This window comes from Enterobacter sp. DN, from assembly GCF_046054285.1.
Taxonomy (GTDB): Bacteria; Pseudomonadota; Gammaproteobacteria; order Enterobacterales; family Enterobacteriaceae; genus Enterobacter; species Enterobacter hormaechei_C.
In genome coordinates this window covers 476,573-499,276 of sequence record NZ_JBJJTG010000001.1, presented here as the reverse complement: position 1 = coordinate 499,276, position 22,704 = coordinate 476,573, and the positions used below count along the sequence as shown (strand labels likewise).

Genomic DNA, 22,704 nt, shown 5'->3' with positions numbered 1-22,704 from the left:
GCCAGGGGAGGAACCATGACACAGCCATTGGCCGGAAAACATATTTTGATAGTTGAAGACGAGCCCGTTTTCCGATCGCTACTGGATTCGTGGTTATCCTCACTGGGTGCAACCACGTCCCTTGCCGAAGATGGCGTCGAGGCACTGGAAAAAATGGCCAGCATGGCGCCTGATCTGATGATCTGCGACCTTGAGATGCCGCGCATGGACGGATTAATGCTGGTGGAAAACCTGCGTAATGAAGGTTATCAGACACCGATACTGGTGATCTCGGCCACCGAAAATATGGCGGATATTGCTAAGGCGTTGCGTTTAGGTGTGCAGGATATTCTGCTCAAACCGGTTAAAGATTTGAACCGTCTGCGTGAAACGGTGTTGGCCTGCCTGTATCCCAATATGTTTAATTCCCGGGTGGAAGAAGAAGAACGTCTTTTCCAGGACTGGGATGCTTTAGTCAGTAATCCGCTCGCGGCCGCGAAGCTGCTTCAGGAACTTCAGCCGCCGGTGCAGCAAAATATCTCTCATTGCAGAGTAAATTATCGCCAGCTGGTAGCGGCTGACCAGCCTGGGCTGGTGCTGGATATTGCGCCGTTATCAGATTCTGACCTCGCTTTTTATTGCCTGGATGTTACCCGGGCGGGAGATAACGGCGTTCTGGCGGCCTTATTACTCCGTGCGCTGTTTAATGGATTGCTACAGGAACAATTATCCCATCAGGGGCAACGACTTCCTGAGTTAGGCAGTTTACTAAAACAGGTCAACCAACTTTTTCGCCAGGCCAATTTGCCGGGGCAGTTCCCGCTTCTGGTTGGCTATTATCACAGCGGGTTGAATAACCTTATTCTGGTCTCTGCGGGTTTAAATGCCACGCTGAATACTGGCGAACACCATATTCAGGTGAGTAACGGCGTGCCGTTGGGTACGCTGGGAAATACTTACCTTAATCAAATTAGCCATCGCTGCACCTCCTGGCAGTGCCAAATTTGGGGTGCCGGAGGGCGGTTACGCTTAATGTTGTCCACGGAGTAAGCAGTCAGATTTTATTTTTCAGATTGCTTTACCTGTGTTTTTGCTGGCAGTGCTACTATCGCTGCAAGTTTCATGCGTATTTGTCTTAATTGTTCGGCAACGCGTTCTTTTCAGACCCGTATTAGTGGCTGAGACTGTATACTCAACGCGTTATTCAATGCATAAAAGTTCAAAACTTGAACAGTTCAGGAGAATTTCAATGGCTGCCCTTAATTCGAAAGTCAGAAAGGCCGTTATCCCGGTGGCGGGATTGGGTACCAGGATGTTGCCAGCGACGAAGGCAATCCCAAAAGAGATGCTGCCTCTGGTTGATAAGCCATTAATCCAGTATGTCGTGAATGAATGTATTGCAGCAGGTATCACCGAAATTGTGCTGGTGACGCATTCATCTAAAAACTCTATCGAAAACCATTTCGATACCAGTTTCGAACTCGAAGCAATGCTGGAAAAACGCGTTAAGCGCCAGTTGCTGGAGGAAGTGCAGTCTATTTGCCCTCCACACGTTACCATTATGCAGGTTCGTCAGGGCCTGGCGAAAGGCCTGGGGCACGCAGTATTGTGTGCACACCCGGTAGTGGGTGATGAGCCGGTCGCGGTTATTCTGCCTGACGTGATTCTTGATGAGTACGAGTCCGATCTTTCCCAGGAAAACCTGGCGGAAATGATTAAACGCTTCGACGAAACCGGCAGCAGCCAGATTATGGTTGAGCCAGTCGACGACGTGACCGCTTACGGCGTGGTTGACTGCAAAGGCGTTGACCTGCAACCTGGCGAAAGCGTACCGATGGTTGGCGTTGTTGAAAAACCTAAAGCGGACGTCGCGCCGTCTAACCTTGCTGTCGTTGGTCGTTACGTCCTGAGTGCTGAAATTTGGGCTCTGCTGGCGAAAACGCCTCCGGGTGCGGGCGATGAAATCCAGCTGACGGATGCTATCGATATGCTGATCGAGAAAGAGACCGTGGAAGCCTACCATATGAAAGGTAAGAGCCATGACTGCGGGAATAAGCTCGGTTATATGCAGGCATTCGTCGAATATGGTATTCGCCATAACAGCCTGGGTGAAGAATTTAAAGCCTGGCTCAAAGGTAGCGTGGGTATTAAGTAATAAACTCACAGCCCAGTGAACAAGACCGGTGGAGCGATGTCCACCGGTTTTTTTATGCCTGTCGCTCCGTAATTGGCGGGGGATTGTCAAGGACGTTAAATAGGGAGCCTCACAATATGACAGAATGTAAGGAGATGTTCGGGCGAATATTACAGGCATAAAAAATCCCGCATTAAGCGGGATTTTTCAGAATCTTTCCAGATTAATCCTTGATCAGGAAGTCATCCAGTTGTTTACCTTGTTCGTCCATTGCTTTCTTGATTACAGCAGGAGTACGGCCCTGGCCGGTCCAGGTTTTCTCTTCGCCGTTCTCATCGATGTAGCTATATTTAGCAGGACGTGCCGCGCGTTTTGCTTTGGTACCGGTTTTAGCCGCAGCCATGCTGTTCAGCAATTCGTTTGGATCGATACCATCAGCAATCAGCATTTCACGATACTGTTGCAGTTTACGTGTACGTTCTTCGATTTCAGCCGCAGCAGCGCTTTCTTCTTCACGACGTTCGTTAACTACAACTTCTAATTTTTCGAGCATTTCTTCAAGCGTCTCAAGGGTACATTCTCTTGCCTGCGCACGAAGAGTACGGATGTTGTTCAGAATTTTAAGTGCTTCGCTCATTGTAGTAATCTCAAACTTATAATGGGGGTGGGTTTGTTGTCCTAATAATAGAGCCTTAATTTCACTTGTGCAATAGGTGGGAATGTAAGGAATTCAAAAAATACAAAATAAACGACGCTATTATTAATTACGCTAACTTAAATTTCATTGTTTGTTGGGTCTGTGAGATATCGTTTCAAACGGCAAAAGCGCGTCATTTGCGTGTATGTTTTGTGACTTTTACCTCAGGAATTATAGTTGCGATTGATAAATATCAGCCTTTTGTATTACCCCGAGTAAGCGCAGCGAAGACAAGAATAGTTAATAAATAGTGAATTTTAATGAACGAAGAAGACACTATAAAAAGAAGTGTTATCTCTGGTTGCGGACTCACCTTATTGTCAGTGTTTAATGCCTTTACTGCCTGTTTTAACGCATTATTTTGCGCTATTCGCGAAGGATTTACTGATGCATGGCAGGCTGGAGAGCGCAGCCCGCCGCTGATGACGGTACAAAATATGGTACAATGATCCATCGGGAATATTACACATTGATTAGGGTTCTTCGGCCAATGGCACAACTTTATTTCTACTATTCGGCAATGAATGCAGGGAAATCGACGGCGTTACTGCAATCCTCATACAATTATCAGGAGCGGGGGATGCGTACCGTTGTTTATACCGCCGAAATCGACGATCGCTTTGGGACAGGGAAGGTGAGCTCAAGAATAGGGCTCTCGTCGCCTGCAAGGCTGTTTAACCCTGAAACGGACCTGCTGGAGGACATTCGTGCCGAGCATGCCTTCAAGCCTGTCCATTGCGTTTTGGTAGATGAAAGCCAGTTCCTGACCCGAGAGCAGGTCCATGCGCTTTCAGAGGTCGTTGATGAGCTGGATATTCCCGTTCTTTGCTATGGATTACGTACCGATTTTCGTGGGGAATTATTTGCCGGCAGTCAGTATCTACTGGCCTGGTCGGATAAGCTGGTTGAGCTGAAAACAATCTGCTTTTGTGGCCGCAAGGCAAGTATGGTTCTTCGCCTGGACCAGTCGGGTAAACCCTATGCTGATGGCGAGCAGGTGGTGATAGGAGGCAATGAACGTTATGTCTCGGTCTGCCGCAAGCATTATAAAGAGGCGCTGGCTGTAGGCTCGCTGACGGCGTTACAGGGCGACAATCGAAAATAATAAGAATGTTTTACGGATCCTCAGATATAAAAAAACCCGCCAGCGGCGGGTTTTTTTATCATACTGTCAATCAAGCATTTTTCTTCGCTTTCTTGTCAGCCTTTACAACTGCGGGGATTTCAACTTTTACGGCAGCGACATCGCTTTCAGTGAAGTTACGACCGTAATAAGTATCCAGCAGGATCTGTTTCAGTTCGGAAATCAGTGGGTAGCGCGGGTTAGCACCAGTACACTGGTCATCGAATGCATCTTCAGACAGCTTATCTACGTGAGCGAGGAAGTCAGCTTCCTGAACGCCTGCTTCGCGGATAGATTTAGGAATACCCAGTTCAGCCTTCAGGCTCTCCAGCCATGCCAGCAGTTTCTCGATCTTCGCGGCAGTACGGTCGCCCGGTGCGCTCAGACCCAGGTGATCTGCGATTTCAGCATAACGACGGCGCGCCTGTGGGCGGTCGTACTGGCTGAATGCAGTCTGCTTGGTTGGGTTGTCGTTGGCGTTATAGCGGATAACGTTGCTGATCAACAGGGCGTTCGCCAGACCGTGAGGAATGTGGAACTGTGAACCTAGCTTGTGCGCCATGGAGTGACAGACACCCAGGAAGGCGTTAGCAAACGCAATGCCCGCGATGGTTGCCGCACTGTGTACACGTTCACGCGCAACAGGGTTTTTCGAACCTTCGTTGTAAGAAGCTGGCAGGTTTTCTTTCAGCAGTTTCAGCGCCTGCAAAGCCTGACCGTCAGAGAACTCAGAAGCCAGTACGGAAACGTAAGCTTCCAGAGCGTGAGTTACCGCATCTAGACCACCGAACGCGCACAGTGATTTCGGCATTTCCATGACCAGGTTGGCGTCAACGATAGCCATATCTGGCGTCAGTGCGTAGTCAGCCAGCGGGTATTTCTGACCGGTTGCGTCATCAGTCACAACGGCAAATGGCGTCACTTCTGAACCAGTACCGGAAGTGGTGGTGACGGCGATCATTTTCGCTTTCACACCCATTTTCGGGAACTTGTAGATACGTTTACGGATATCCATAAAGCGCAGCGCCAGTTCTTCGAAGTGAGTTTCCGGATGTTCGTACATCACCCACATAATTTTCGCGGCGTCCATTGGGGAACCGCCACCCAGTGCGATGATCACATCAGGTTTGAAGGAGTTCGCCAGTTCAGCGCCTTTACGTACAACGCTCAGGGTTGGGTCAGCTTCAACTTCAAAGAAGACTTCAGTTTCGACGCCAGCCGCTTTCAGAACAGAGGTGATCTGGTCTGCATAGCCATTGTTGAACAGGAAACGGTCGGTCACGATGAGCGCACGTTTGTGGCCATCAGTAATCACTTCATCCAGCGCGATTGGCAGAGAGCCGCGGCGGAAGTAGATAGATTTCGGAAGTTTGTGCCACAACATGTTTTCAGCTCGCTTAGCAACGGTTTTCTTGTTGATCAGGTGTTTTGGACCAACGTTTTCAGAGATGGAGTTACCACCCCAGGAACCACAACCCAGAGTCAGGGAAGGTGCGAGTTTGAAGTTGTACAGGTCACCGATACCACCCTGAGAAGCAGGGGTGTTGATCAGGATACGTGCCGTCTTCATCTTCTGACCGAAGTAAGCAACACGCTCAGGCTGGTTATCCTGGTCGGTGTACAGGCAAGAGGTGTGGCCGATACCGCCCATCGCCACCAGCTTCTCTGCTTTATCTACCGCGTCATCGAAATCTTTCGCACGGTACATTGCCAGCGTCGGGGAGAGTTTCTCGTGAGCAAACGGCTCACTTTCATCAACGACTTTCACTTCACCAATCAGAATCTTGGTGGTAGCAGGGACGCTAAAGCCAGCGAGCTCAGCGATTTTATACGCAGGCTGACCTACGATAGCCGCGTTCAGCGCACCATTTTTCAGAATCACGTCCTGAACGGCTTTCAGTTCTTTACCTTGCAACAGGTAGCCGCCGTGGCTGGCGAAACGTTCACGAACGGCGTCGTATACCGAATCAACCACGACAACAGACTGTTCAGATGCACAGATAACGCCGTTATCGAAGGTTTTAGACATCAGCACAGAGGCAACAGCACGCTTGATATCAGCCGTTTCGTCGATCACCACAGGGGTATTACCTGCGCCTACGCCGATGGCTGGTTTACCGGAGCTGTACGCAGCTTTAACCATACCAGGACCACCGGTCGCCAGAATCAGGTTAATGTCCGGGTGATGCATCAGGGCGTTGGACAGTTCAACAGAAGGTTGGTCGATCCAGCCGATGAGATCTTTTGGCGCACCCGCCGCAATGGCAGCCTGAAGCACGATATCTGCTGCTTTGTTGGTGGCGTCCTTCGCACGTGGATGCGGGGAGAAAATGATTGCGTTACGTGTCTTCAGACTGATGAGAGATTTGAAGATGGCGGTAGAGGTTGGGTTAGTGGTTGGAACGATACCGCAAATGATGCCGATCGGTTCTGCGATGGTGATGGTGCCGAAAGTATCGTCTTCTGACAGCACACCGCAGGTTTTCTCATCTTTATAGGCGTTGTAGATATACTCTGAAGCAAAGTGGTTTTTGATCACTTTATCTTCAACGATACCCATGCCGGATTCGGCAACAGCCATTTTAGCGAGAGGGATTCGAGCATCAGCAGCAGCCAGAGCGGCCGCGCGGAAGATTTTATCAACCTGTTCTTGGGTGAAATTGGCATATTCACGCTGGGCTTTTTTTACGCGCTCGACGAGGGCGTTCAGTTCAGCGATATTGGTAACAGCCATAATGCTCTCCTGATAATGTTTAAACTCTTTTAGTAAACCAGCGCTCGATACGTCTGACAGTATAGTCAGAGCCGATCCCACTTGCGTAACACACAGTAAAACAAAGGATTACTCACTGCTCCAGCTCACTAATTTACTAAAAGAGCCTTACCTTAGCATCATACCTTTTTGATAGGTGATCTCCCTGGCGGCGTAACCAAGATTACTCACTTCTGAGTACGAAAATTATGATCGAGATCAATTTTGTCCTAAGCTGATACCTTTCAGCAGGGTTATTTTGTGCTAATTATTCTACTGTTAAATAATTAAGTAACTATTGGAAGCAGCGATATCATTGATTACACAAATGTTTAACATCATGAATTGATAACGTTTAAGAACAGATTTCTGGTGAAGTATGCGGCTAAAAAGCGTATCTTCAGCGCGGATTTATCATGACATGCAGTTTCTCCCTGGCCATGCTCAATTGCGGAGCTTAATGTGATTCAAACGCTCTTTGATTTCCCTACATATTTCAAGTTTTTTATCGGCTTGTTTGCTCTGGTTAACCCGGTAGGGATCATCCCTGTCTTCATTAGTATGACCAGCTATCAGACGGCTGCGGCACGAAATAAAACCAACCTGACGGCAAACCTGTCGGTGGCGATCATCCTACTTACCTCTCTTTATCTCGGGGACGCCATTCTTCAGGTCTTCGGCATCTCGATTGATTCGTTCCGTATAGCAGGCGGGATCCTGGTGGTGACGATTGCCATGTCGATGATCAGCGGCAAGCTGGGGGAGGATAAACAGAACAAGCAGGAAAAATCAGAGACAGCTATCCGCGAGAGCATCGGGGTCGTGCCACTGGCACTGCCGCTGATGGCGGGCCCGGGGGCGATCAGTTCCACTATTGTCTGGGGAACGCGCTACCACAGCCTGATGCACCTGATTGGCTTTTCCGTCGCTATTGCGCTGTTCGCGCTGTGCTGCTGGGGTGTATTTCGTATGGCGCCATGGCTGGTTCGCTTGCTGGGACAAACGGGCATCAACGTGATTACCCGTATCATGGGTCTGTTGTTAATGGCGTTGGGCATCGAATTTATCGTTACCGGTATTAAAAGTATATTCCCCGGGTTAGTACACTGACTTTCATTTGAAAGAGCGGAGCCAGCGGCTCCGTTTTTTTTACGTGATTATCTGCAAATCATATAAATAAAGTTGAAATAGGCGCCAGTCATAATAAGTTCTACTAATAATCCTCTTCTGTTGTTTTTCAAGGGGTTGTTTATTTTCATTTCCCCTTGCCGCGCATAAATCCCTCAAACCCTCTGTTATTTTACTCACATGATACTCTGGGGCTTGCTGACAGATAACCGAAATGATATTAGTAATTTCGACGCTGACTCAGACGAATGTGCTAAATAATAATCAATTGTTAAATTATCGTGAAAAATCGTTCAGCTAAGCTTTGTCGTCGCGTTTGTAGCAACAAAATTTCTTATCTGTATGAATTACATCTCTTTTTGTTGATTTCGGCGTAAGCCAGGGTTGGCACCATAGTTATGCCAGCCATCGTAAAAGAGAAATGCTTAACAAATTTGCAAAATGTATTGGCGAGAGATGGCACCATTTGGTACTTTCCGGCCTTATATTTTGCAGCATTAAACAAGTTGATGAGAACTATTTTCATATAGCCCTCACATAAGATATCCAACGCATCTCTCTGACAGGGGAGAGGTGTAAAGAATCGACGCAAGACCGCCGTACGAGCGGTCAGTAATAATGAAGTCGGTGATAGCAAGAAGTAAAAAAAGAACCTGACAGTAGCAAAAAAAACTCCTGCGCTGTACAGGCCCCAACAGGGGATTACACAACTGGCGAAGGCCGGTCATTATAATGAGTGGAGTATCAACACAATGTCCATCATCACAAAAAAAAGTCTGGTAGCGGCGGGGATTTTAACTGCGCTAATCGCGGGCAACGCTGCAATGGCTGCGGACGTTCCTGCTGGTGTTCAGCTGGCTGAGAAGCAAACGCTGGTACGTAATAACGGTGCGGAAGTGCAGTCTCTTGATCCGCACAAAATTGAAGGTGTTCCAGAGTCTAACGTTAACCGCGATCTGTTTGAAGGTCTGCTGGTGACTGACGTAGACGGCCACCCGGCTCCGGGCGTGGCGGAAAAATGGGACAACAAAGATTTTAAAGTCTGGACCTTCCATCTGCGTAAAGATGCGAAATGGTCCGACGGTACGCCGGTTACCGCCGAAGATTTCGTCTATAGCTGGCAGCGTCTGGCGGATCCGAATACCGCCTCCCCGTATGCGAGTTACCTCCAGTATGGCCATATTGCCAATATCGATGACATCATCACGGGTAAAAAGCCAGTAACCGACCTGGGCGTAAAAGCCATCGATGCCAACACCTTTGAAGTGACGTTGAGCGAACCTGTTCCGTACTTCTATAAGCTGCTGGTTCACCCGTCCGTCTCCCCGGTACCAAAATCCGCAGTAGAAAAATTTGGTGAAAAATGGACGCAGCCTGCGAATATTGTGACCAACGGTGCATATAAGCTGAAGGACTGGGTCGTTAACGAACGTATGGTGCTGGAGCGCAACCCGCAGTATTGGGATAATGCGAAGACCGTTATCAATCAGGTCACCTACCTGCCAATCTCTTCTGAAGTGACGGACGTAAACCGCTACCGCAGCGGTGAAATCGACATGACCTATAACAATATGCCGATTGAACTGTTCCAGAAGCTGAAAAAAGAGATCCCTAAAGAAGTTCACGTCGATCCGTATCTGTGCACCTACTATTACGAAATTAACAACCAGAAAGCACCGTTCACCGACGTACGTGTTCGTACCGCACTGAAGCTGGCTCTGGATCGCGACATTATCGTGAATAAAGTGAAGAATCAGGGCGACCTGCCGGCTTACAGCTACACCCCGCCTTACACCGACGGTATGAAGCTGGTTGAACCTGAATGGTTCAAATGGTCCCAGGAAAAACGTAACGAAGAAGCGAAAAAACTGCTGGCTGAAGCTGGCTATACCGCCGACAAGCCGCTGACCTTTAGCCTGCTGTACAACACCTCCGATCTGCATAAAAAACTGGCTATTGCCGTCGCGTCAATCTGGAAGAAAAACCTCGGCGTGAACGTGAAGCTGGAAAACCAGGAATGGAAAACCTTCCTCGATACGCGCCACCAGGGAACCTTTGACGTGGCACGTGCAGGATGGTGTGCGGACTATAACGAACCGACCTCATTCCTGAACACCATGCTGAGCGACAGTTCGAACAATACCGCACACTATAAGAGCCCGGCGTTTGATAAGCTGATTGGCGAAACCCTGAAGGTGGCAGATGACGCCCAGCGCGCCGATCTGTACGCGAAATCAGAACAACAGCTCGATAAAGACTCTGCGATCGTTCCGGTTTACTACTACGTTAACGCCCGCCTGGTGAAACCATGGGTAGGGGGTTATACCGGTAAAGACCCGTTGGATAATATTTCCGTTAAGAATCTTTATATTATCAAGCATTAATGGCAATACGTGGGGCGAGCGAGCTTGCCCCACTGTGTCTATTTTGTAACATTCATCAGGCACACGCCAGAAGGTACGGGCAATGTTGAAATTTATCCTGCGTCGCTGTCTTGAAGCGATTCCAACGTTATTTATTCTAATTACAATTTCCTTCTTCATGATGCGTCTTGCACCGGGCAGTCCTTTTACCGGTGAACGCACGCTTCCGCCAGAAGTTATGGCCAACATCGAAGCGAAATACCATTTAAACGATCCTATCACCACGCAGTACTTCAACTATCTGAAGCAGCTTGCACACGGTGATTTTGGTCCGTCATTTAAATATAAAGACTATTCCGTTAACGACCTGGTGGCGTCAAGCTTCCCGGTATCGGCTAAATTAGGGGCTGCTGCATTTATCCTGGCCGTTGTTCTCGGTGTCACTGCGGGCGTTATCGCTGCGCTAAAACAAAATACCCGATGGGATTACGCCGTAATGGGGGTCGCAATGACCGGGGTGGTTATCCCCAGCTTCGTTGTCGCGCCGTTGCTGGTCATGATATTCGCCATAACCCTGAAATGGCTTCCCGGGGGCGGCTGGAACGGCGGGGCGCTGAAGTTCATGATATTGCCGATGGTGGCATTATCTCTGGCCTACATCGCCAGCATCGCCCGTATTACCCGCGGTTCAATGATTGAAGTCCTGCACTCGAACTTCATCCGTACCGCCCGTGCGAAAGGGCTGCCGATGCGCCGGATTATTTTCCGTCATGCCCTCAAGCCTGCACTGTTACCGGTACTCTCCTATATGGGTCCGGCTTTTGTCGGCATTATCACGGGTTCAATGGTGATTGAAACCATTTATGGCCTGCCGGGCATCGGGCAGCTGTTTGTTAACGGGGCGCTTAACCGTGACTATTCGCTGGTGCTGAGCCTGACGATCCTCGTGGGCGCGCTGACCATTCTGTTTAATGCCGTTGTCGATGTGCTGTATGCCGTTATCGACCCGAAAATCCGTTACTAACTGGAGCACGCCATGATGTTGAGTAAGAAAAACAGCGAGGCGCTGGAAAACTTCAGTGAAAAGCTGGAGGTCGAAGGTCGTAGCCTTTGGCAGGACGCCCGCCGTCGTTTTATGCATAACCGTGCCGCCGTTGCCAGCCTGGTCGTGCTGGTGCTTATCGCGCTGTTCGTAACCCTGGCACCAATGCTCTCTCAGTTCACCTATTTCGATACGGATTGGGGCATGATGTCCAGCGCGCCGGATATGGAATCCGGGCACTATTTCGGCACCGACTCCTCCGGGCGTGATTTGCTGGTGCGTGTGGCGATTGGCGGCCGTATCTCCCTGATGGTTGGCATCGCGGCGGCGCTGGTGGCGGTGATTGTCGGCACGCTTTACGGCTCGCTTTCCGGTTACCTCGGCGGGAAAGTGGACTCCGTGATGATGCGTATGCTTGAAATTCTGAACTCCTTCCCGTTCATGTTCTTCGTCATTCTGCTGGTGACCTTCTTTGGTCAAAATATCCTGCTGATCTTCGTGGCGATCGGGATGGTGTCCTGGCTGGATATGGCGCGTATTGTGCGCGGCCAGACGCTGAGCCTCAAACGTAAGGAGTTTATCGAAGCCGCACAGGTTGGCGGCGTTTCTACCGCCAATATTGTGGTGCGTCATATCGTTCCTAACGTGCTGGGCGTGGTGGTGGTGTACGCCTCCCTGCTGGTGCCAAGTATGATCCTGTTTGAATCTTTCCTGAGCTTCCTGGGATTAGGTACGCAAGAGCCGTTGAGTAGCTGGGGCGCTCTGTTAAGTGATGGCGCAAACTCCATGGAAGTGTCACCGTGGTTACTGATGTATCCGGCGGGCTTCCTGGTCGTCACCCTGTTCTGTTTCAACTTTATCGGCGATGGCCTGCGTGATGCCCTCGACCCGAAAGACCGTTAAGGAGCGCCGTCATGACCATTATTGAAACGGCAACCGCGCCACAGGCGCAACAGTGGACCAGCGCACTGCTGGACGTTAAAGACCTCCGCGTGACGTTTAAAACCCCTGACGGTGATGTTACTGCCGTTAACGATCTCAACTTCGACCTGCGTGCCGGTGAAACGCTGGGCATTGTGGGCGAATCCGGTTCCGGTAAATCCCAGACCGCATTCGCGCTGATGGGCCTGCTGGCGTCAAACGGCGTGATCGGCGGTTCGGCGACGTTTAACGGGAAAGAGATCCTGAATTTGCCGGAACATGAGCTGAACAAGCTGCGCGCCGAGCAGATTTCAATGATTTTCCAGGATCCGATGACGTCCCTGAACCCCTATATGCGGGTGGGCGAACAGCTGATGGAAGTGCTGATGCTCCACAAGGGGCTGGGTAAAGCCGAAGCGTTTGAAGAGTCCGTCAAAATGCTGGATGCGGTGAAAATGCCTGAAGCACGCAAGCGCATGCGCATGTATCCGCACGAGTTTTCCGGCGGTATGCGTCAGCGCGTTATGATCGCGATGGCATTGCTTTGCCGGCCAAAACTGCTGATCGCTGATGAACCAACCACCGCCCTGGACGTGACCGTTCAGGCGCAGATCATGACGTTGCTGAACGAGCTGAAGCGCGAGTTCAACACCGCCATCATTATGATCACCCACGATTTAGGCGTCGTTGCCGGGATCTGCGACAAAGTGTTAGTCATGTATGCAGGCCGCACGATGGAATACGGTAATGCTCGCGATGTGTTCTATCAGCCAGCCCATCCGTACTCTATCGGGCTGTTGAATGCCGTTCCGCGTCTTGATGCGGAAGGGGAGTCGCTGCTGACTATCCCGGGTAACCCGCCAAACCTGCTGCGTCTGCCAAAAGGCTGCCCGTTCCAGCCGCGTTGTCCGCATGCGATGGAAATCTGTAACAGCGCACCGCCGCTGGAAGCGTTTGCCCCAGGCCGTCTGCGCGCCTGCTTTAAGCCGCTGGAGGAGCTGGTATGAACGCGATCGACGAAAAAAGAAATGTGCTGCTCGAAATCGCTGACCTGAAGGTCCATTTCGATATCAAAGACGGTAAACAGTGGTTCTGGCAGCCTGCCAAAACCCTGAAAGCGGTGGATGGCGTCACGCTACGCCTGTACGAAGGCGAGACCCTGGGCGTGGTAGGCGAATCCGGCTGCGGCAAATCGACGTTTGCGCGTGCGATCATCGGCCTGGTGAAGGCCACCGACGGGAAAGTGGCCTGGCTTGGCAAAGATCTGCTGGGGATGAAGCCGGATGAATGGCGCGACGTGCGCAGCGACATCCAGATGATTTTCCAGGATCCACTTGCGTCCCTGAACCCGCGTATGACCATTGGCGAAATCATTGCCGAGCCGCTGCGCACCTATCATCCGAAGATGCCGCGCCAGGAAATTCGCGATCGGGTGAAAGCGATGATGCTCAAGGTGGGTCTGCTGCCTAACCTCATCAACCGCTACCCACACGAGTTTTCCGGCGGTCAGTGCCAGCGTATCGGTATCGCACGCGCGTTGATCCTTGAACCAAAACTGATTATCTGTGATGAGCCGGTTTCGGCGCTGGACGTTTCCATCCAGGCCCAGGTGGTTAACCTGCTACAGAAACTGCAACGGGAAATGGGGCTGTCGCTGATCTTCATCGCCCACGATCTGGCGGTGGTAAAACACATTTCGGACCGTGTGCTGGTCATGTATCTGGGCCACGCCGTGGAGCTGGGCACGTATGATGAGGTGTACCACAATCCTCTGCACCCTTATACCAAAGCGCTGATGTCTGCGGTTCCCGTTCCGGACCCCGATCTGGAAAAAAATAAAACCATTCAGCTTCTGGAAGGTGAACTGCCTTCGCCAATCAACCCGCCTTCAGGCTGCGTATTCCGTACGCGATGCCCAATAGCCGGGCCGGAATGTGCAAAAACACGGCCGGTTCTGGAGGGCAGTTTCCGACATGCGGTTTCCTGCCTGAAAGTAGACCCGTTATAATCGCAAGGGCTGACATGATGTCAGCCCTTATTTTTCGAGGTTAATGTGTCGCGATTATTCACGTCGGCCCGTCAGCGGCTGTATCACCTTTTATTTGATCCTGAAACGGTTTCCGGTCGCCGCTTCGAAGGTCTGTGTGGTTTATTTGCGCTGATTAGCGTCATTATTATCTTTATCGAATCCGGCGCCGGAACGCAGTACCACATGACGTATGAGGAGTGGCACGTTTTCGTCTGGCTGGAATTGATTGTCACGCTGGTGTTTACTGCGGAATATGTGCTGAGGGTCATTAGCTGGCCAAATCCGGCGAAATACGTTTTCAGCTTCTGGGGATTTATTGATTTAGCCACCATCCTGCCGCTGTATGTCATGTGGCTGTGGCCTGAGATCAGCTTGAATTATGTGTTTGCCTGGCGTGCAATGCGGGCGATTCGTGTGTTACGGATTCTCAAACTGCTGCGCTTTATGCCGTCGCTGCGGGTTTTTTGGGTTGCCATTGTCAGCGCCCGCCACCAGCTGATTCTCTTCTATTCGTTTATTGCTATCGTGATGATCGTTTTTGGCTCCCTGATGTATTTAATCGAAGGGCCGAAATACGGGTTTACCACGCTTAATGCGTCTGTTTACTGGGCTATCGTCACGGTGACCACCGTGGGCTATGGCGATATTACCCCGCATACGCCGCTCGGACGTATTGTGGCATCGGTTCTTATCCTGATCGGCTATTCGGTGATAGCGATTCCGACGGGGTTAATTACCACCCATATGAGCAGCGCCTTCCAGAACAGCAAGCAGCAACGCAAATGTCCGAATTGTCAGCAGGGGAATCATGAACCCGGTGCGCGGTTTTGTCACCGCTGTGGAAATGCCTTACCGGATTAAATAAAAAAGGCTGCGCGGGCAGCCTTTTTTATTATTCGCGCCAGAGGATATGGCACAGTTTGTGATCTTTCTCGCGGCACAGCAGGACGCGGGCAAAGATGTCGTTAATTTCTCCGCCGTCTTCATCTGCAAGGCCAATCACCACCTCGGCGAAGAAGTCCGGGTTGAGATCAAAATCGACATGTTCGGCCCAGTCTTCAGCCGGATCGAACAGCTCAGCACCGCCACGCTCTTCAAATTGCAGGTTGAAAAGAATGACGTCAGCAGGGTCGAGATTATCGACCGCCAGCTCGAGAAAAATATCGTAGGCCTGTTCGAGCGTTTCGTCTTCGGTCAGGCGATTGTTCAGATCCATTTCCATGATGACTACCTGTTAAACATCGTTGGGCACGTTTTACAGCAACGGACTAAAGAAGTAAAACAGTCGTTCGGCAATTCGCTGCCACAGCGGACGTTTCGCCCACAGTCTGGCGTCCAGCAGGCGTGAGCGGGAGATATAATCGTCCTGAACCGCAGCCAGATCGCCACCGAACCCGGCGTCATCAATGACCAGCGTAATTTCAAAATTCAGCCACAGACTGCGCATATCGAGGTTGACGGTACCCACCAGGCTCAGCTCTCCGTCCACCAGCACGCTCTTGGTGTGTAACAGGCCGCCTTCGAACTGATAAATTTTAACGCCTGCGGCCAGCAGCTCACTAAAGAACGCGCGGCTTGCCCATCCCACCAGCAGCGAATCGTTCTTACGCGGCATAATAATGCTCACATCCACTCCGCGCTGTGCCGCTGTACAGATGGCATGCAGAAGGTCGTCGCTGGGAACGAAATAGGGCGTGGTCATGATCAGATATTCCCGCGCGGAGTACGCGGCGGTCAGCAGTGCCTGATGGATCAGATCTTCCGGGAAGCCAGGACCGGAGGCGATAGTGTGGATAGTGTGCCCGCTGGCTTCCTCAAACGGCATGATATTGCCATCCGGCGGCGGGGGAAGAATGCGTTTCCCGGTTTCAATTTCCCAGTCGCAGGAGTAGACGATGCCCATTGAGGTCGCGATCGGTCCTTCCATCCGCGCCATCAAATCGATCCATTGCCCCACGCCGGAATCCTGCTTGAAGAAGCGGGGGTCAACCATGTTCATGCTGCCGGTGTAGGCGATGTAGTTATCGATCAGAACCATTTTCCGGTGCTGGCGGAGATCCATGCGGCGCAGAAAGACGCGGAAAAGATTCACTTTTAGCGCCTCGACCACCTCGATACCGGCGTTGCGCATCATGCCTGCCCACGGGCTACGGAAAAAGGCCACGCTGCCGGCGGAGTCCAGCATTAGGCGGCAGTGGATACCGCGACGTGCAGCGGCCATTAGCGATTCGGCGACCTGGTCCGCCATGCCGCCCGGCTGCCAGATATAAAACACCATCTCGATATTATGCCGGGCGAGCTGGATATCACGGATCAGCGCCTGCATCACATCATCAGAAGAGGTCATCAGTTGCAGCTGATTGCCTTTTACCCCAGCAATCCCCTGGCGGCGTTCGCACAGCTTGAACAGAGATGCGGCCACGCTACTGTTCTCTTCAGCGAAGATATGCTTGCAGGCTTTAAGGTCGGCAAGCCATTTCGCCGTGGAGGGCCACATGGCGCGGGCGCGTTCGGCACGGCGTTTACCCAGATGAAGTTCACCGAAAGAGAGATAGGCGATGATGCCCACCAGCGGCAGAATGTAGATAATCAGAAGCCAGGCCATGGCGGAAGGTACCGCTCTGCGTTTCATCAGAATGCGCAACGTCACCCCGGCAATTAACAGCCAGTATCCTAAAATGACCAGCCAACTCACCACGGTGTAGAAGGTTGTCATAAATAAAAAATCCTTTTGAAAGCGTATTGTTATGAGTTTACGCATCAGGATTCATCTGGCAAATAAAAACGGCAGATAAAAGCGCTGGTTTGCCGCCTGCTTAGGCATATAATGGCATCTCTGTTAGAGAAAGAGTTGTAGACATGAAGCGCAGTAGAACTGAAGTTGGGCGCTGGCGCATGTTGCGACAGGTGAGTCGTCGTAAGGCTCGTTGGCTGGAAGCACAATCCCGCCGCAATATGCGTATCCACGCCATCAGAAAATGTGGCCTGAACAGACACCGTAACGCGCTGTTGTTCGCGGTCCAGGACATCTGAAAAGCATGAAGGGCACCGTAAAGGTGCCCATTAAACATCCAGGCTATCAATTTTTGCAGTCTCTTCCCATCTGCTTTCCGCGATATACTAACTTCCAATAACGTCATGATATTAAAAGATGAATCCTTATCTCTGGATTTTTATTGTACTTTTGGCGCTGGATGCGCTCAGGGAAGATTTAGGACTTTCGTCATTTTCCTCATTGGCAGATTATGTTTTCGCATGGGGAATACATTTTTATTAAAGGAAAAAAGGATGAACGGAAAAGTAATGGCAGCACTCTTTGGGATTGCGATATTAAGCGGTTGTGCCAGCAGCAAAACCTCACCCGAACGGCACGCGTTTTATTTCGTGTCGCATCAGTCCAGCTTTACTGGCGGCAATTACACCTCCAGCGTGCAGAAAAATTATCAGCTGAACGTGGCGCAGTTCCACGAGCTTTATGCCCGGGGCAAAGCTGACCGCGCGGAAGGGCGGACTGAGGCTGAAGCCAGTGAATACGCGCAAAGCATTCGCGAACAGCTAAAAGAAAATGCGAAGTCGCAGGAATTGTTCGCAGGCAACGCGAAGGATAAATGGTCTTCGGACATGGACAGTAAAGACGCCCTATTATTTGGTAACGAACTGGCCGCGACTTATCTTGATGGCTATAACGGCGTACAATAGCGCAACTGATTCAGGGGATACCGTAATTACCGGTATCCCCGCTGTTTTTGAGCGAAAGGAGTGAGACGTGTTTGCGGAGTTTGGTGTACTGAATTTCTGGACCTATGTTGTCGGCGCATTTTTTATCGTGCTGGTTCCAGGACCGAACACCTTGTTTGTGCTGAAAACAGGGATTGGCCACGGCGTTAAGAAAGGCTATCTGGCAGCCACCGGTGTGTTTATTGGTGATGCCGTGCTGATGTTTCTGGCCTGGGCGGGCGTCGCCGCGTTGATCCAGACCACTCCGGTATTATTTAATATTGTCCGCTATCTGGGCGCGTTTTATCTGCTGTGGCTGGGCGGAAAAATGCTCTGGTCCGTTATGACGCGTCAAAAAAATGCGCACGAAAGTAGCGCCGAACCGGCAAGCGCAATCCTTAAGCGTTCGCTGGTGCTGAGCCTGACGAACCCGAAAGCGATTCTCTTTTACGTGTCGTTCTTCGTGCAGTTCATTGATGTCAATGCGAAGAATACCGGCACGTCGTTCCTGATCCTCGCCACAACGCTTGAGCTGATCAGCTTCATGTACATGAGCTTCCTGATTTTCTCAGGCGCGTTTGTCACGCGTTACCTCAAAACCAAAAAGAAACTGGCGAAGCTGGGGAACGGGCTGATAGGTCTGCTGTTTGTCGGATTTGCGGCGAGGCTGGCGTCGCTGCACTGAATGAAGAAAAGGCTCCCGAGGGAGCCTTTCGTTTCAGAATACTTTTTTATACGGACGAACCGTGACTTTCTCGTACACGCCGGCTGCGACGTACGGGTCTGCTTCTGCCCAGGCCTGCGCGGCTTCCAGAGATTCAAACTCGGCAATCACCGTGGAGCCGGTAAAACCCGCCGCGCCCGGATCGTTGCTGTCAACGGCAGGCATCGGGCCTGCGGTCAGCAACCGACCTTCATCCTGTAGCAACTGTAAACGCGCCAGATGAGCAGGGCGAACGGAAAGACGTTTTTCCAGAGAATCAGGTACATCTTCAGCGTAAATCACGTAAAGCACGGCAAAGCTCCTTAACCGGTAAAAGTGACAATTACGTTATGTGAAAGCGCAAATGACTGCAATGTAAAGATAATAACAATGTTAAAACCCTGATCTGGATGCCCCTTTTTTGCCCTCATGTACGCTTAAATTGCGCCAGGACAAAGTGTCTTATTGAATATGATTGCTATTTGCATTTAAAATCGAGGTTCGGTTTTTTAACGTTGATGATTATGACTTCGATGACCCTTGATTTACCTCGCCGCTTTCCATGGCCGACGCTGCTTTCCGTCGTTATTCACGGTGCTGTCGTGGCGGGTCTGCTCTATACCTCGGTTCATCAGGTTATTGAAATGCCGGCGCCAGCGCAGCCAATTTCTGTGACCATGGTATCGCCTGCGGATCTTGAGCCGCCGCAGGTTGCGCCGCCGCCGCCACAGCCCGTTGTTGAACCCGAGCCGGAGCCAGAGCCCGAGCCGGTTCCTGAACCGCCGAAAGAAGCGCCGGTAGTGATCCATAAGCCGGAGCCGAAACCTAAGCCGAAGCCAAAACCCAAGCCGGTCAAAAAGGTGGAAGAGCGTCCGAAACGCGAAGTGCGTCCGGTTGAGCCACGCGCCACGCAGCCGGTTGAAAATGCCGCCCCGTCACGTCCGCTGATGAATAACACCACGACCGCGACAAAACCGACGGTAACGGCGCCCGCGGGCCCGCGCGCGCTGAGCCGTAACCAGCCGCAGTACCCGGCACGTGCCCAGGCGTTACGTATTGAAGGGCGTGTACGGGTGAAATTCGACGTTACGGCCGATGGACGTGTCGATAACGTGGAAATCCTGTCCGCACAGCCGGCGAATATGTTTGAACGCGAAGTTAAATCGGCCATGCGCAGGTGGCGCTATGAAGCCGGTAAACCCGGCAATGGGTTGATTGTGAACATTGTCTTCCGCCTGAACGGCGGGGCACAGATGGAATAAAAGAAGCCTCCGCAAGGAGGCTTTTTTTTACCTGAGGATCAGCTCCGTGGGAGCTGGCGGGGCTTACCGTCGCTATCCACCGCCACATAGATAAATAATGCCTCCGTCGCCTTATAGCGCTGACCAATCGGCTCAGAAGAGACTTTTTTCACCCATACTTCAATGTTGATGGAGACAGAGGTATTGCCGCGTTTTACGCAGCGTGCGTAACAGCACACCACGTCCCCCACCGCGACAGGGCGCAGAAAGGTCATGCCATCGACCCGGACTGTCACCACGCGCCCGTGTGCAATCTCTTTTGCCAGGATTGCACCGCCCATATCCATCTGCGACATCAACCAGCCGCCAAAAATATCGCCATTGGCATTCGTATCCGCAGGCATTGCCAGTGTGCGTAAAACCAGTTCGCCCTGTGGGGCGTCATTTGTTGTCATTGTTTTTAAACTCGTAACTGAAGACTTCAGGCGGGATGCTACTATGATTTCTGGCTGGAGAGAATAGGGTTAGCGCCCGCAGAGCAGGCGCCAGCGGGTCAGAAGGACAGGGTCACGCCTGCGTAATACGCACGGCCTGGTTCGTTATAGGTCGATGCACCGTCATTTTCTCGGTAAATTTGCTTATCAAAGAGGTTGCTGATCCCGGCATTCAGGCGGAGATCTTTTGTCAGTTGATAGTTACTACCGATCCCAACGATGGAATAGGCGCCAATCTCTTTATCTGACATCGCATTCTGCTCTTTGCGGATTTCAGCATTTTCTCTTGGCTTCTGGCGGCCATACATCGTCCAGCTAAGGTTCGCTGAAAGTTTGCTGTTAACCTGCCAGTCGAGCATCGTGTTGACGGTATATTTTGGGATAATCGACAGAGGGTTGCCGGTGTCCTTACTTTCAGACTGAATCATATACGTCGCATTGGTACGCCAGGTTAGCGTGTCGCGGATAACCGGGACGGTGAGGTTGCCTTCCAGCCCCTCAACAACAGCCTTTCCTCCGTTCTGCCACTGAAGGATATTTGCGCCGCTGCTTGTCTGGCCCAGCACGTCCGTTCCTGAAACAATCTTGTTTTTGTAATCGTTGCGGAACCAGGTTATGCCAGCCTCGTAGCCTTCCAGCGCAAAGGCCAGGCCAATCTCTTTGTTCACGCTGATTTCAGGATCCAGATCCGGATTACCTAACAGGTAACAGCTTCCTTCGGAAACGTTGTTCGGGCAGCCATTGCCGCGGGTGGAAAGCAGATAGCCTTCGCTGGATTGATACAGGTTTGGCGCTTTAAATACCCGAGCGATACCCGCTTTAACCTTGAACATGTCACCCAAATCCTGAGAGAGGTTCAGGCTAGGACTCCAGTTGCTGCCAAACTGATTGTGATAATCAAAGCGGAGCCCTGGGATCAGGTTGGTGCCCTGGCGCGCTTCAATATTGTCCTCAAGATAGATGCCAGTGAGGTCAGCGCTGTTTTTGCTGTTGCGCTCAGAAGCCGTACCGGGAACGCCGTTAATCACTTCTCCCGACACATTTGTCGCCTGCATTGAGGCCGGATCGTTCAGTTCATCACGGTTCCATTCTGCACCCACGGTTAGCGTCTGTTCGACCAGCCAGAAGAAAGGCATGTTCAGTTCACCCGTTGAACGGTATGACTCCAGCCGGCTGGTATCGTATTTATCGCTATTGATCATCCCCTCAACTTTGCCCGTAGAGCCTTCTTCCAGGCGGGTGTTGTTGGTCTTTTCATAATAAACACCGAACTTTGACTGACCCCAGTCCCAGATGCCGTTGTGCGTAATGCCATAAGACTGGCGGTACATTCGGTTCGTTTCGTGTCCATACAGGGACGACACCAGACCGTCAGGGCTGACGTTGCTGTTGCTGTATTGAGTATCACCCGCGTAGATATTGCCCTGGCGGCTGTAGCTGTAGTCGAAATCGATAATCTGCTGTGGCGTGAGTTTCCAGGAGAGCAGGGCATTAATGTCCTTGTTGCGCACGCCTTCACGTCCGGCGGCGTAAGAGCCGTTTTGCGCGGTGTTGATGTCCTGAGCATCTGCGTCAGTTTTGTTGATATTCCCGTACAGGCGCATCGTTAACGCATCGCCCGCAAGGGGGCCGCTCAGATCAAAATTAGCGCGTTTCGTCGCTCCCTCTTTATCATTTTCAGGCTGGTTAGTGTACAGGGAGAGCGAGCCGTGCCAGTCGTTGGTCGGGCGTTTGGTAATGATGTTGACGACGCCGCCGGCCGCCCCCGAACCATAGCGGGCGGCAGCAGGTCCCCGGAGCACTTCAATGCGCTCAACCATCTCTGGCGGAACCCAGTTGGTATCCCCGCGGGTGTCGCGCTCCCCGCGCCAGCTGTAGCGCACCGAGTTACGTGACGTCACCGGCACACCGTCAATCAGAATCAGCGTGTTCTCCGGCCCCATACCGCGGATGTCGATCTGGCGGTTGTTACCGCGGCTGCCTGTCGCGCTGTTTCCGGTGAGGTTAACCCCGGGCATTTTGCGAATAATTTCTGAAAGATCGTTAACCGGTGGATCCTTTTCTATGTCCTTTGCCGTGATGATGGAAACCCCCGGCTGTTGCTTCAGCGCCTCTTCAGCGGTGGCCTGAACAACCATTGTTTCACCATCGGCGAGAGGATCTTCCGCTGCGTGTGCGCTCTGATAAAGCGTTGAAAGAATGGCGAGCGTAAATGTAGCCGGGGCAAATCTTATTATGTTATTCATCAACTCATTTCCATTTGTTAAAAATGCGATGACGAATATTAATGATAGTCATTCTCATTACAATAAAGTGACAGCAATCTCCATAAAATCTTCATGATTCAGACATTTTCGCAGGGAGGATGTAGAGAAAAGAGA

22 protein-coding genes and 1 pseudogene are annotated in these 22,704 nt (G+C 51.3%); 16 read left to right on the top strand and 7 right to left on the bottom strand.

Going from position 1 to position 22,704, the window contains the following annotated elements:
• Positions 1-15: 15 nt before the first annotated feature.
• Positions 16-1,029, top strand: coding sequence for a two-component system response regulator RssB (gene rssB, locus ACJTMZ_RS02330; protein WP_003856721.1), 1,014 nt, complete (start codon positions 16-18; stop codon positions 1,027-1,029).
• A gap of 199 nt (positions 1,030-1,228) precedes the next feature.
• Entirely contained in the window at positions 1,229-2,134 is a 906-nt protein-coding gene (gene galU, locus ACJTMZ_RS02325; protein ID WP_003856723.1) for a UTP--glucose-1-phosphate uridylyltransferase GalU, read from the top strand.
• Between the two features lie 202 nt (positions 2,135-2,336).
• Here the strand turns inward: galU and hns are convergent, their stop codons facing one another.
• Complete coding sequence (gene hns / locus ACJTMZ_RS02320) at positions 2,337-2,750, bottom strand: histone-like nucleoid-structuring protein H-NS (RefSeq protein ID WP_003856724.1); 414 nt, start codon at positions 2,748-2,750, stop codon at positions 2,337-2,339.
• A 320-nt stretch (positions 2,751-3,070) separates the two neighbouring features.
• Between hns and ACJTMZ_RS02315 the strand changes: the two genes are divergently transcribed.
• Both ACJTMZ_RS02315 and tdk read left to right on the top strand, forming a co-directional pair.
• Positions 3,071-3,259, top strand: coding sequence for a hypothetical protein (locus ACJTMZ_RS02315; RefSeq protein WP_123912598.1), 189 nt, complete (start codon positions 3,071-3,073; stop codon positions 3,257-3,259).
• A gap of 41 nt (positions 3,260-3,300) precedes the next feature.
• Positions 3,301-3,915 carry a thymidine kinase gene (gene tdk, locus ACJTMZ_RS02310; protein WP_252010644.1) on the top strand — a complete coding sequence of 205 codons (615 nt, stop codon included), beginning with the start codon at positions 3,301-3,303 and terminating at the stop codon, positions 3,913-3,915.
• A gap of 70 nt (positions 3,916-3,985) precedes the next feature.
• Here tdk and adhE read toward each other — a convergent pair whose 3' ends face one another.
• A complete protein-coding gene (gene adhE, locus ACJTMZ_RS02305) occupies positions 3,986-6,667 on the bottom strand; it encodes a bifunctional acetaldehyde-CoA/alcohol dehydrogenase (protein ID WP_032103375.1) in 2,682 nt (893 codons plus the stop codon).
• A 480-nt stretch (positions 6,668-7,147) separates the two neighbouring features.
• On the opposite strand from adhE, the gene ACJTMZ_RS02300 reads away from it, so the two are divergent.
• The 7 genes and pseudogenes from ACJTMZ_RS02300 (at position 7,148) to ACJTMZ_RS02270 (ending at position 15,029) form a co-directional block, all read left to right on the top strand.
• Positions 7,148-7,795 carry a YchE family NAAT transporter gene (locus tag ACJTMZ_RS02300; protein WP_017384236.1) on the top strand — a complete coding sequence of 216 codons (648 nt, stop codon included), beginning with the start codon at positions 7,148-7,150 and terminating at the stop codon, positions 7,793-7,795.
• Positions 7,796-8,565: 770 nt separating this feature from the next.
• Positions 8,566-10,197 (top strand): oligopeptide ABC transporter substrate-binding protein OppA, encoded by a 1,632-nt coding sequence (oppA, locus tag ACJTMZ_RS02295; protein ID WP_003856736.1) that lies wholly within the window; start codon positions 8,566-8,568, stop codon positions 10,195-10,197.
• An 82-nt stretch (positions 10,198-10,279) separates the two neighbouring features.
• Positions 10,280-11,200, top strand: coding sequence for an oligopeptide ABC transporter permease OppB (gene oppB / locus ACJTMZ_RS02290; RefSeq protein ID WP_003856738.1), 921 nt, complete (start codon positions 10,280-10,282; stop codon positions 11,198-11,200).
• Positions 11,201-11,212: 12 nt separating this feature from the next.
• Positions 11,213-12,121, top strand: coding sequence for an oligopeptide ABC transporter permease OppC (gene oppC, locus ACJTMZ_RS02285; RefSeq protein ID WP_408626815.1), 909 nt, complete (start codon positions 11,213-11,215; stop codon positions 12,119-12,121).
• An 11-nt stretch (positions 12,122-12,132) separates the two neighbouring features.
• The gene (locus tag ACJTMZ_RS02280; RefSeq protein WP_015570373.1) at positions 12,133-13,146 is read left to right on the top strand and encodes an ABC transporter ATP-binding protein; all 1,014 of its coding nucleotides are present in this window, start codon (positions 12,133-12,135) and stop codon (positions 13,144-13,146) included.
• Complete coding sequence (gene oppF / locus ACJTMZ_RS02275) at positions 13,143-14,147, top strand: murein tripeptide/oligopeptide ABC transporter ATP-binding protein OppF (protein ID WP_017384233.1); 1,005 nt, start codon at positions 13,143-13,145, stop codon at positions 14,145-14,147. The genes ACJTMZ_RS02280 and oppF overlap by 4 nt, the downstream gene beginning before the upstream one ends.
• Before the next feature lie 14 nt (positions 14,148-14,161).
• Positions 14,162-15,029, top strand: a pseudogene (locus ACJTMZ_RS02270) (ion transporter).
• Positions 15,030-15,060: 31 nt separating this feature from the next.
• Here ACJTMZ_RS02270 and ACJTMZ_RS02265 read toward each other — a convergent pair.
• Together ACJTMZ_RS02265 and cls are read right to left on the bottom strand one after the other, a co-directional pair.
• Complete coding sequence (locus ACJTMZ_RS02265) at positions 15,061-15,390, bottom strand: HI1450 family dsDNA-mimic protein (protein WP_003856748.1); 330 nt, start codon at positions 15,388-15,390, stop codon at positions 15,061-15,063.
• A 33-nt stretch (positions 15,391-15,423) separates the two neighbouring features.
• Positions 15,424-16,884, bottom strand: a complete 1,461-nt coding sequence (cls, locus tag ACJTMZ_RS02260; RefSeq protein ID WP_003856750.1) for a cardiolipin synthase — start codon at positions 16,882-16,884, stop codon at positions 15,424-15,426.
• A gap of 143 nt (positions 16,885-17,027) precedes the next feature.
• On the opposite strand from cls, the gene ACJTMZ_RS02255 reads away from it, so the two are divergent.
• The 4 genes from ACJTMZ_RS02255 to leuE all read left to right on the top strand — a co-directional run bounded on the left by ACJTMZ_RS02255 (position 17,028) and on the right by leuE (position 18,570).
• Complete coding sequence (locus tag ACJTMZ_RS02255; protein ID WP_017384232.1) at positions 17,028-17,201, top strand: YciY family protein; 174 nt, start codon at positions 17,028-17,030, stop codon at positions 17,199-17,201.
• 118 nt (positions 17,202-17,319) lie between these two features.
• A complete protein-coding gene (locus ACJTMZ_RS02250; protein ID WP_208971014.1) occupies positions 17,320-17,445 on the top strand; it encodes a KPN_01571 family protein in 126 nt (41 codons plus the stop codon).
• A gap of 11 nt (positions 17,446-17,456) precedes the next feature.
• Positions 17,457-17,867, top strand: coding sequence for an Exc2 family lipoprotein (locus ACJTMZ_RS02245; protein ID WP_252010643.1), 411 nt, complete (start codon positions 17,457-17,459; stop codon positions 17,865-17,867).
• A gap of 67 nt (positions 17,868-17,934) precedes the next feature.
• On the top strand, positions 17,935-18,570 hold the full coding sequence (gene leuE, locus ACJTMZ_RS02240) for a leucine efflux protein LeuE (RefSeq protein ID WP_006810877.1): 636 nt from the start codon (positions 17,935-17,937) through the stop codon (positions 18,568-18,570).
• Positions 18,571-18,603: 33 nt separating this feature from the next.
• Here the strand turns inward: leuE and ACJTMZ_RS02235 are convergent, their stop codons facing one another.
• Positions 18,604-18,900 (bottom strand): YciI family protein, encoded by a 297-nt coding sequence (locus ACJTMZ_RS02235; protein WP_003856755.1) that lies wholly within the window; start codon positions 18,898-18,900, stop codon positions 18,604-18,606.
• Between the two features lie 221 nt (positions 18,901-19,121).
• Between ACJTMZ_RS02235 and tonB the strand changes: the two genes are divergently transcribed.
• Positions 19,122-19,850: a TonB system transport protein TonB gene (gene tonB / locus ACJTMZ_RS02230; RefSeq protein WP_017384230.1), complete on the top strand. Its 729-nt coding sequence runs from the start codon at positions 19,122-19,124 to the stop codon at positions 19,848-19,850.
• 38 nt (positions 19,851-19,888) lie between these two features.
• Here the strand turns inward: tonB and yciA are convergent, their stop codons facing one another.
• Together yciA and ACJTMZ_RS02220 are read right to left on the bottom strand one after the other, a co-directional pair.
• Positions 19,889-20,284 carry an acyl-CoA thioester hydrolase YciA gene (gene yciA / locus ACJTMZ_RS02225; protein WP_003856759.1) on the bottom strand — a complete coding sequence of 132 codons (396 nt, stop codon included), beginning with the start codon at positions 20,282-20,284 and terminating at the stop codon, positions 19,889-19,891.
• A gap of 98 nt (positions 20,285-20,382) precedes the next feature.
• Complete coding sequence (locus ACJTMZ_RS02220) at positions 20,383-22,569, bottom strand: FepA family TonB-dependent siderophore receptor (protein WP_252010642.1); 2,187 nt, start codon at positions 22,567-22,569, stop codon at positions 20,383-20,385.
• Positions 22,570-22,704: the final 135 nt, after the last annotated feature.

Bases quoted from the DNA above. Each gene is read 5' to 3' on its own strand.
- rssB (WP_003856721.1), top strand. From the start codon at position 16: ATGACACAGCCATTGGCCGGAAAACATATTTTGATAGTTGAAGACGAG.
- galU (WP_003856723.1), top strand. From the start codon at position 1,229: ATGGCTGCCCTTAATTCGAAAGTCAGAAAGGCCGTTATCCCGGTGGCG.
- hns (WP_003856724.1), bottom strand. From the start codon at position 2,750: ATGAGCGAAGCACTTAAAATTCTGAACAACATCCGTACTCTTCGTGCG.
- ACJTMZ_RS02315 (WP_123912598.1), top strand. From the start codon at position 3,071: ATGAACGAAGAAGACACTATAAAAAGAAGTGTTATCTCTGGTTGCGGA.
- tdk (WP_252010644.1), top strand. From the start codon at position 3,301: ATGGCACAACTTTATTTCTACTATTCGGCAATGAATGCAGGGAAATCG.
- adhE (WP_032103375.1), bottom strand. From the start codon at position 6,667: ATGGCTGTTACCAATATCGCTGAACTGAACGCCCTCGTCGAGCGCGTA.
- oppA (WP_003856736.1), top strand. From the start codon at position 8,566: ATGTCCATCATCACAAAAAAAAGTCTGGTAGCGGCGGGGATTTTAACT.
- oppB (WP_003856738.1), top strand. From the start codon at position 10,280: ATGTTGAAATTTATCCTGCGTCGCTGTCTTGAAGCGATTCCAACGTTA.
- oppC (WP_408626815.1), top strand. From the start codon at position 11,213: ATGATGTTGAGTAAGAAAAACAGCGAGGCGCTGGAAAACTTCAGTGAA.
- ACJTMZ_RS02280 (WP_015570373.1), top strand. From the start codon at position 12,133: ATGACCATTATTGAAACGGCAACCGCGCCACAGGCGCAACAGTGGACC.
- oppF (WP_017384233.1), top strand. From the start codon at position 13,143: ATGAACGCGATCGACGAAAAAAGAAATGTGCTGCTCGAAATCGCTGAC.
- ACJTMZ_RS02265 (WP_003856748.1), bottom strand. From the start codon at position 15,390: ATGGAAATGGATCTGAACAATCGCCTGACCGAAGACGAAACGCTCGAA.
- cls (WP_003856750.1), bottom strand. From the start codon at position 16,884: ATGACAACCTTCTACACCGTGGTGAGTTGGCTGGTCATTTTAGGATAC.
- ACJTMZ_RS02255 (WP_017384232.1), top strand. From the start codon at position 17,028: ATGAAGCGCAGTAGAACTGAAGTTGGGCGCTGGCGCATGTTGCGACAG.
- ACJTMZ_RS02250 (WP_208971014.1), top strand. From the start codon at position 17,320: ATGAATCCTTATCTCTGGATTTTTATTGTACTTTTGGCGCTGGATGCG.
- ACJTMZ_RS02245 (WP_252010643.1), top strand. From the start codon at position 17,457: ATGAACGGAAAAGTAATGGCAGCACTCTTTGGGATTGCGATATTAAGC.
- tonB (WP_017384230.1), top strand. From the start codon at position 19,122: ATGACCCTTGATTTACCTCGCCGCTTTCCATGGCCGACGCTGCTTTCC.
- yciA (WP_003856759.1), bottom strand. From the start codon at position 20,284: ATGACAACAAATGACGCCCCACAGGGCGAACTGGTTTTACGCACACTG.
- ACJTMZ_RS02220 (WP_252010642.1), bottom strand. From the start codon at position 22,569: ATGAATAACATAATAAGATTTGCCCCGGCTACATTTACGCTCGCCATT.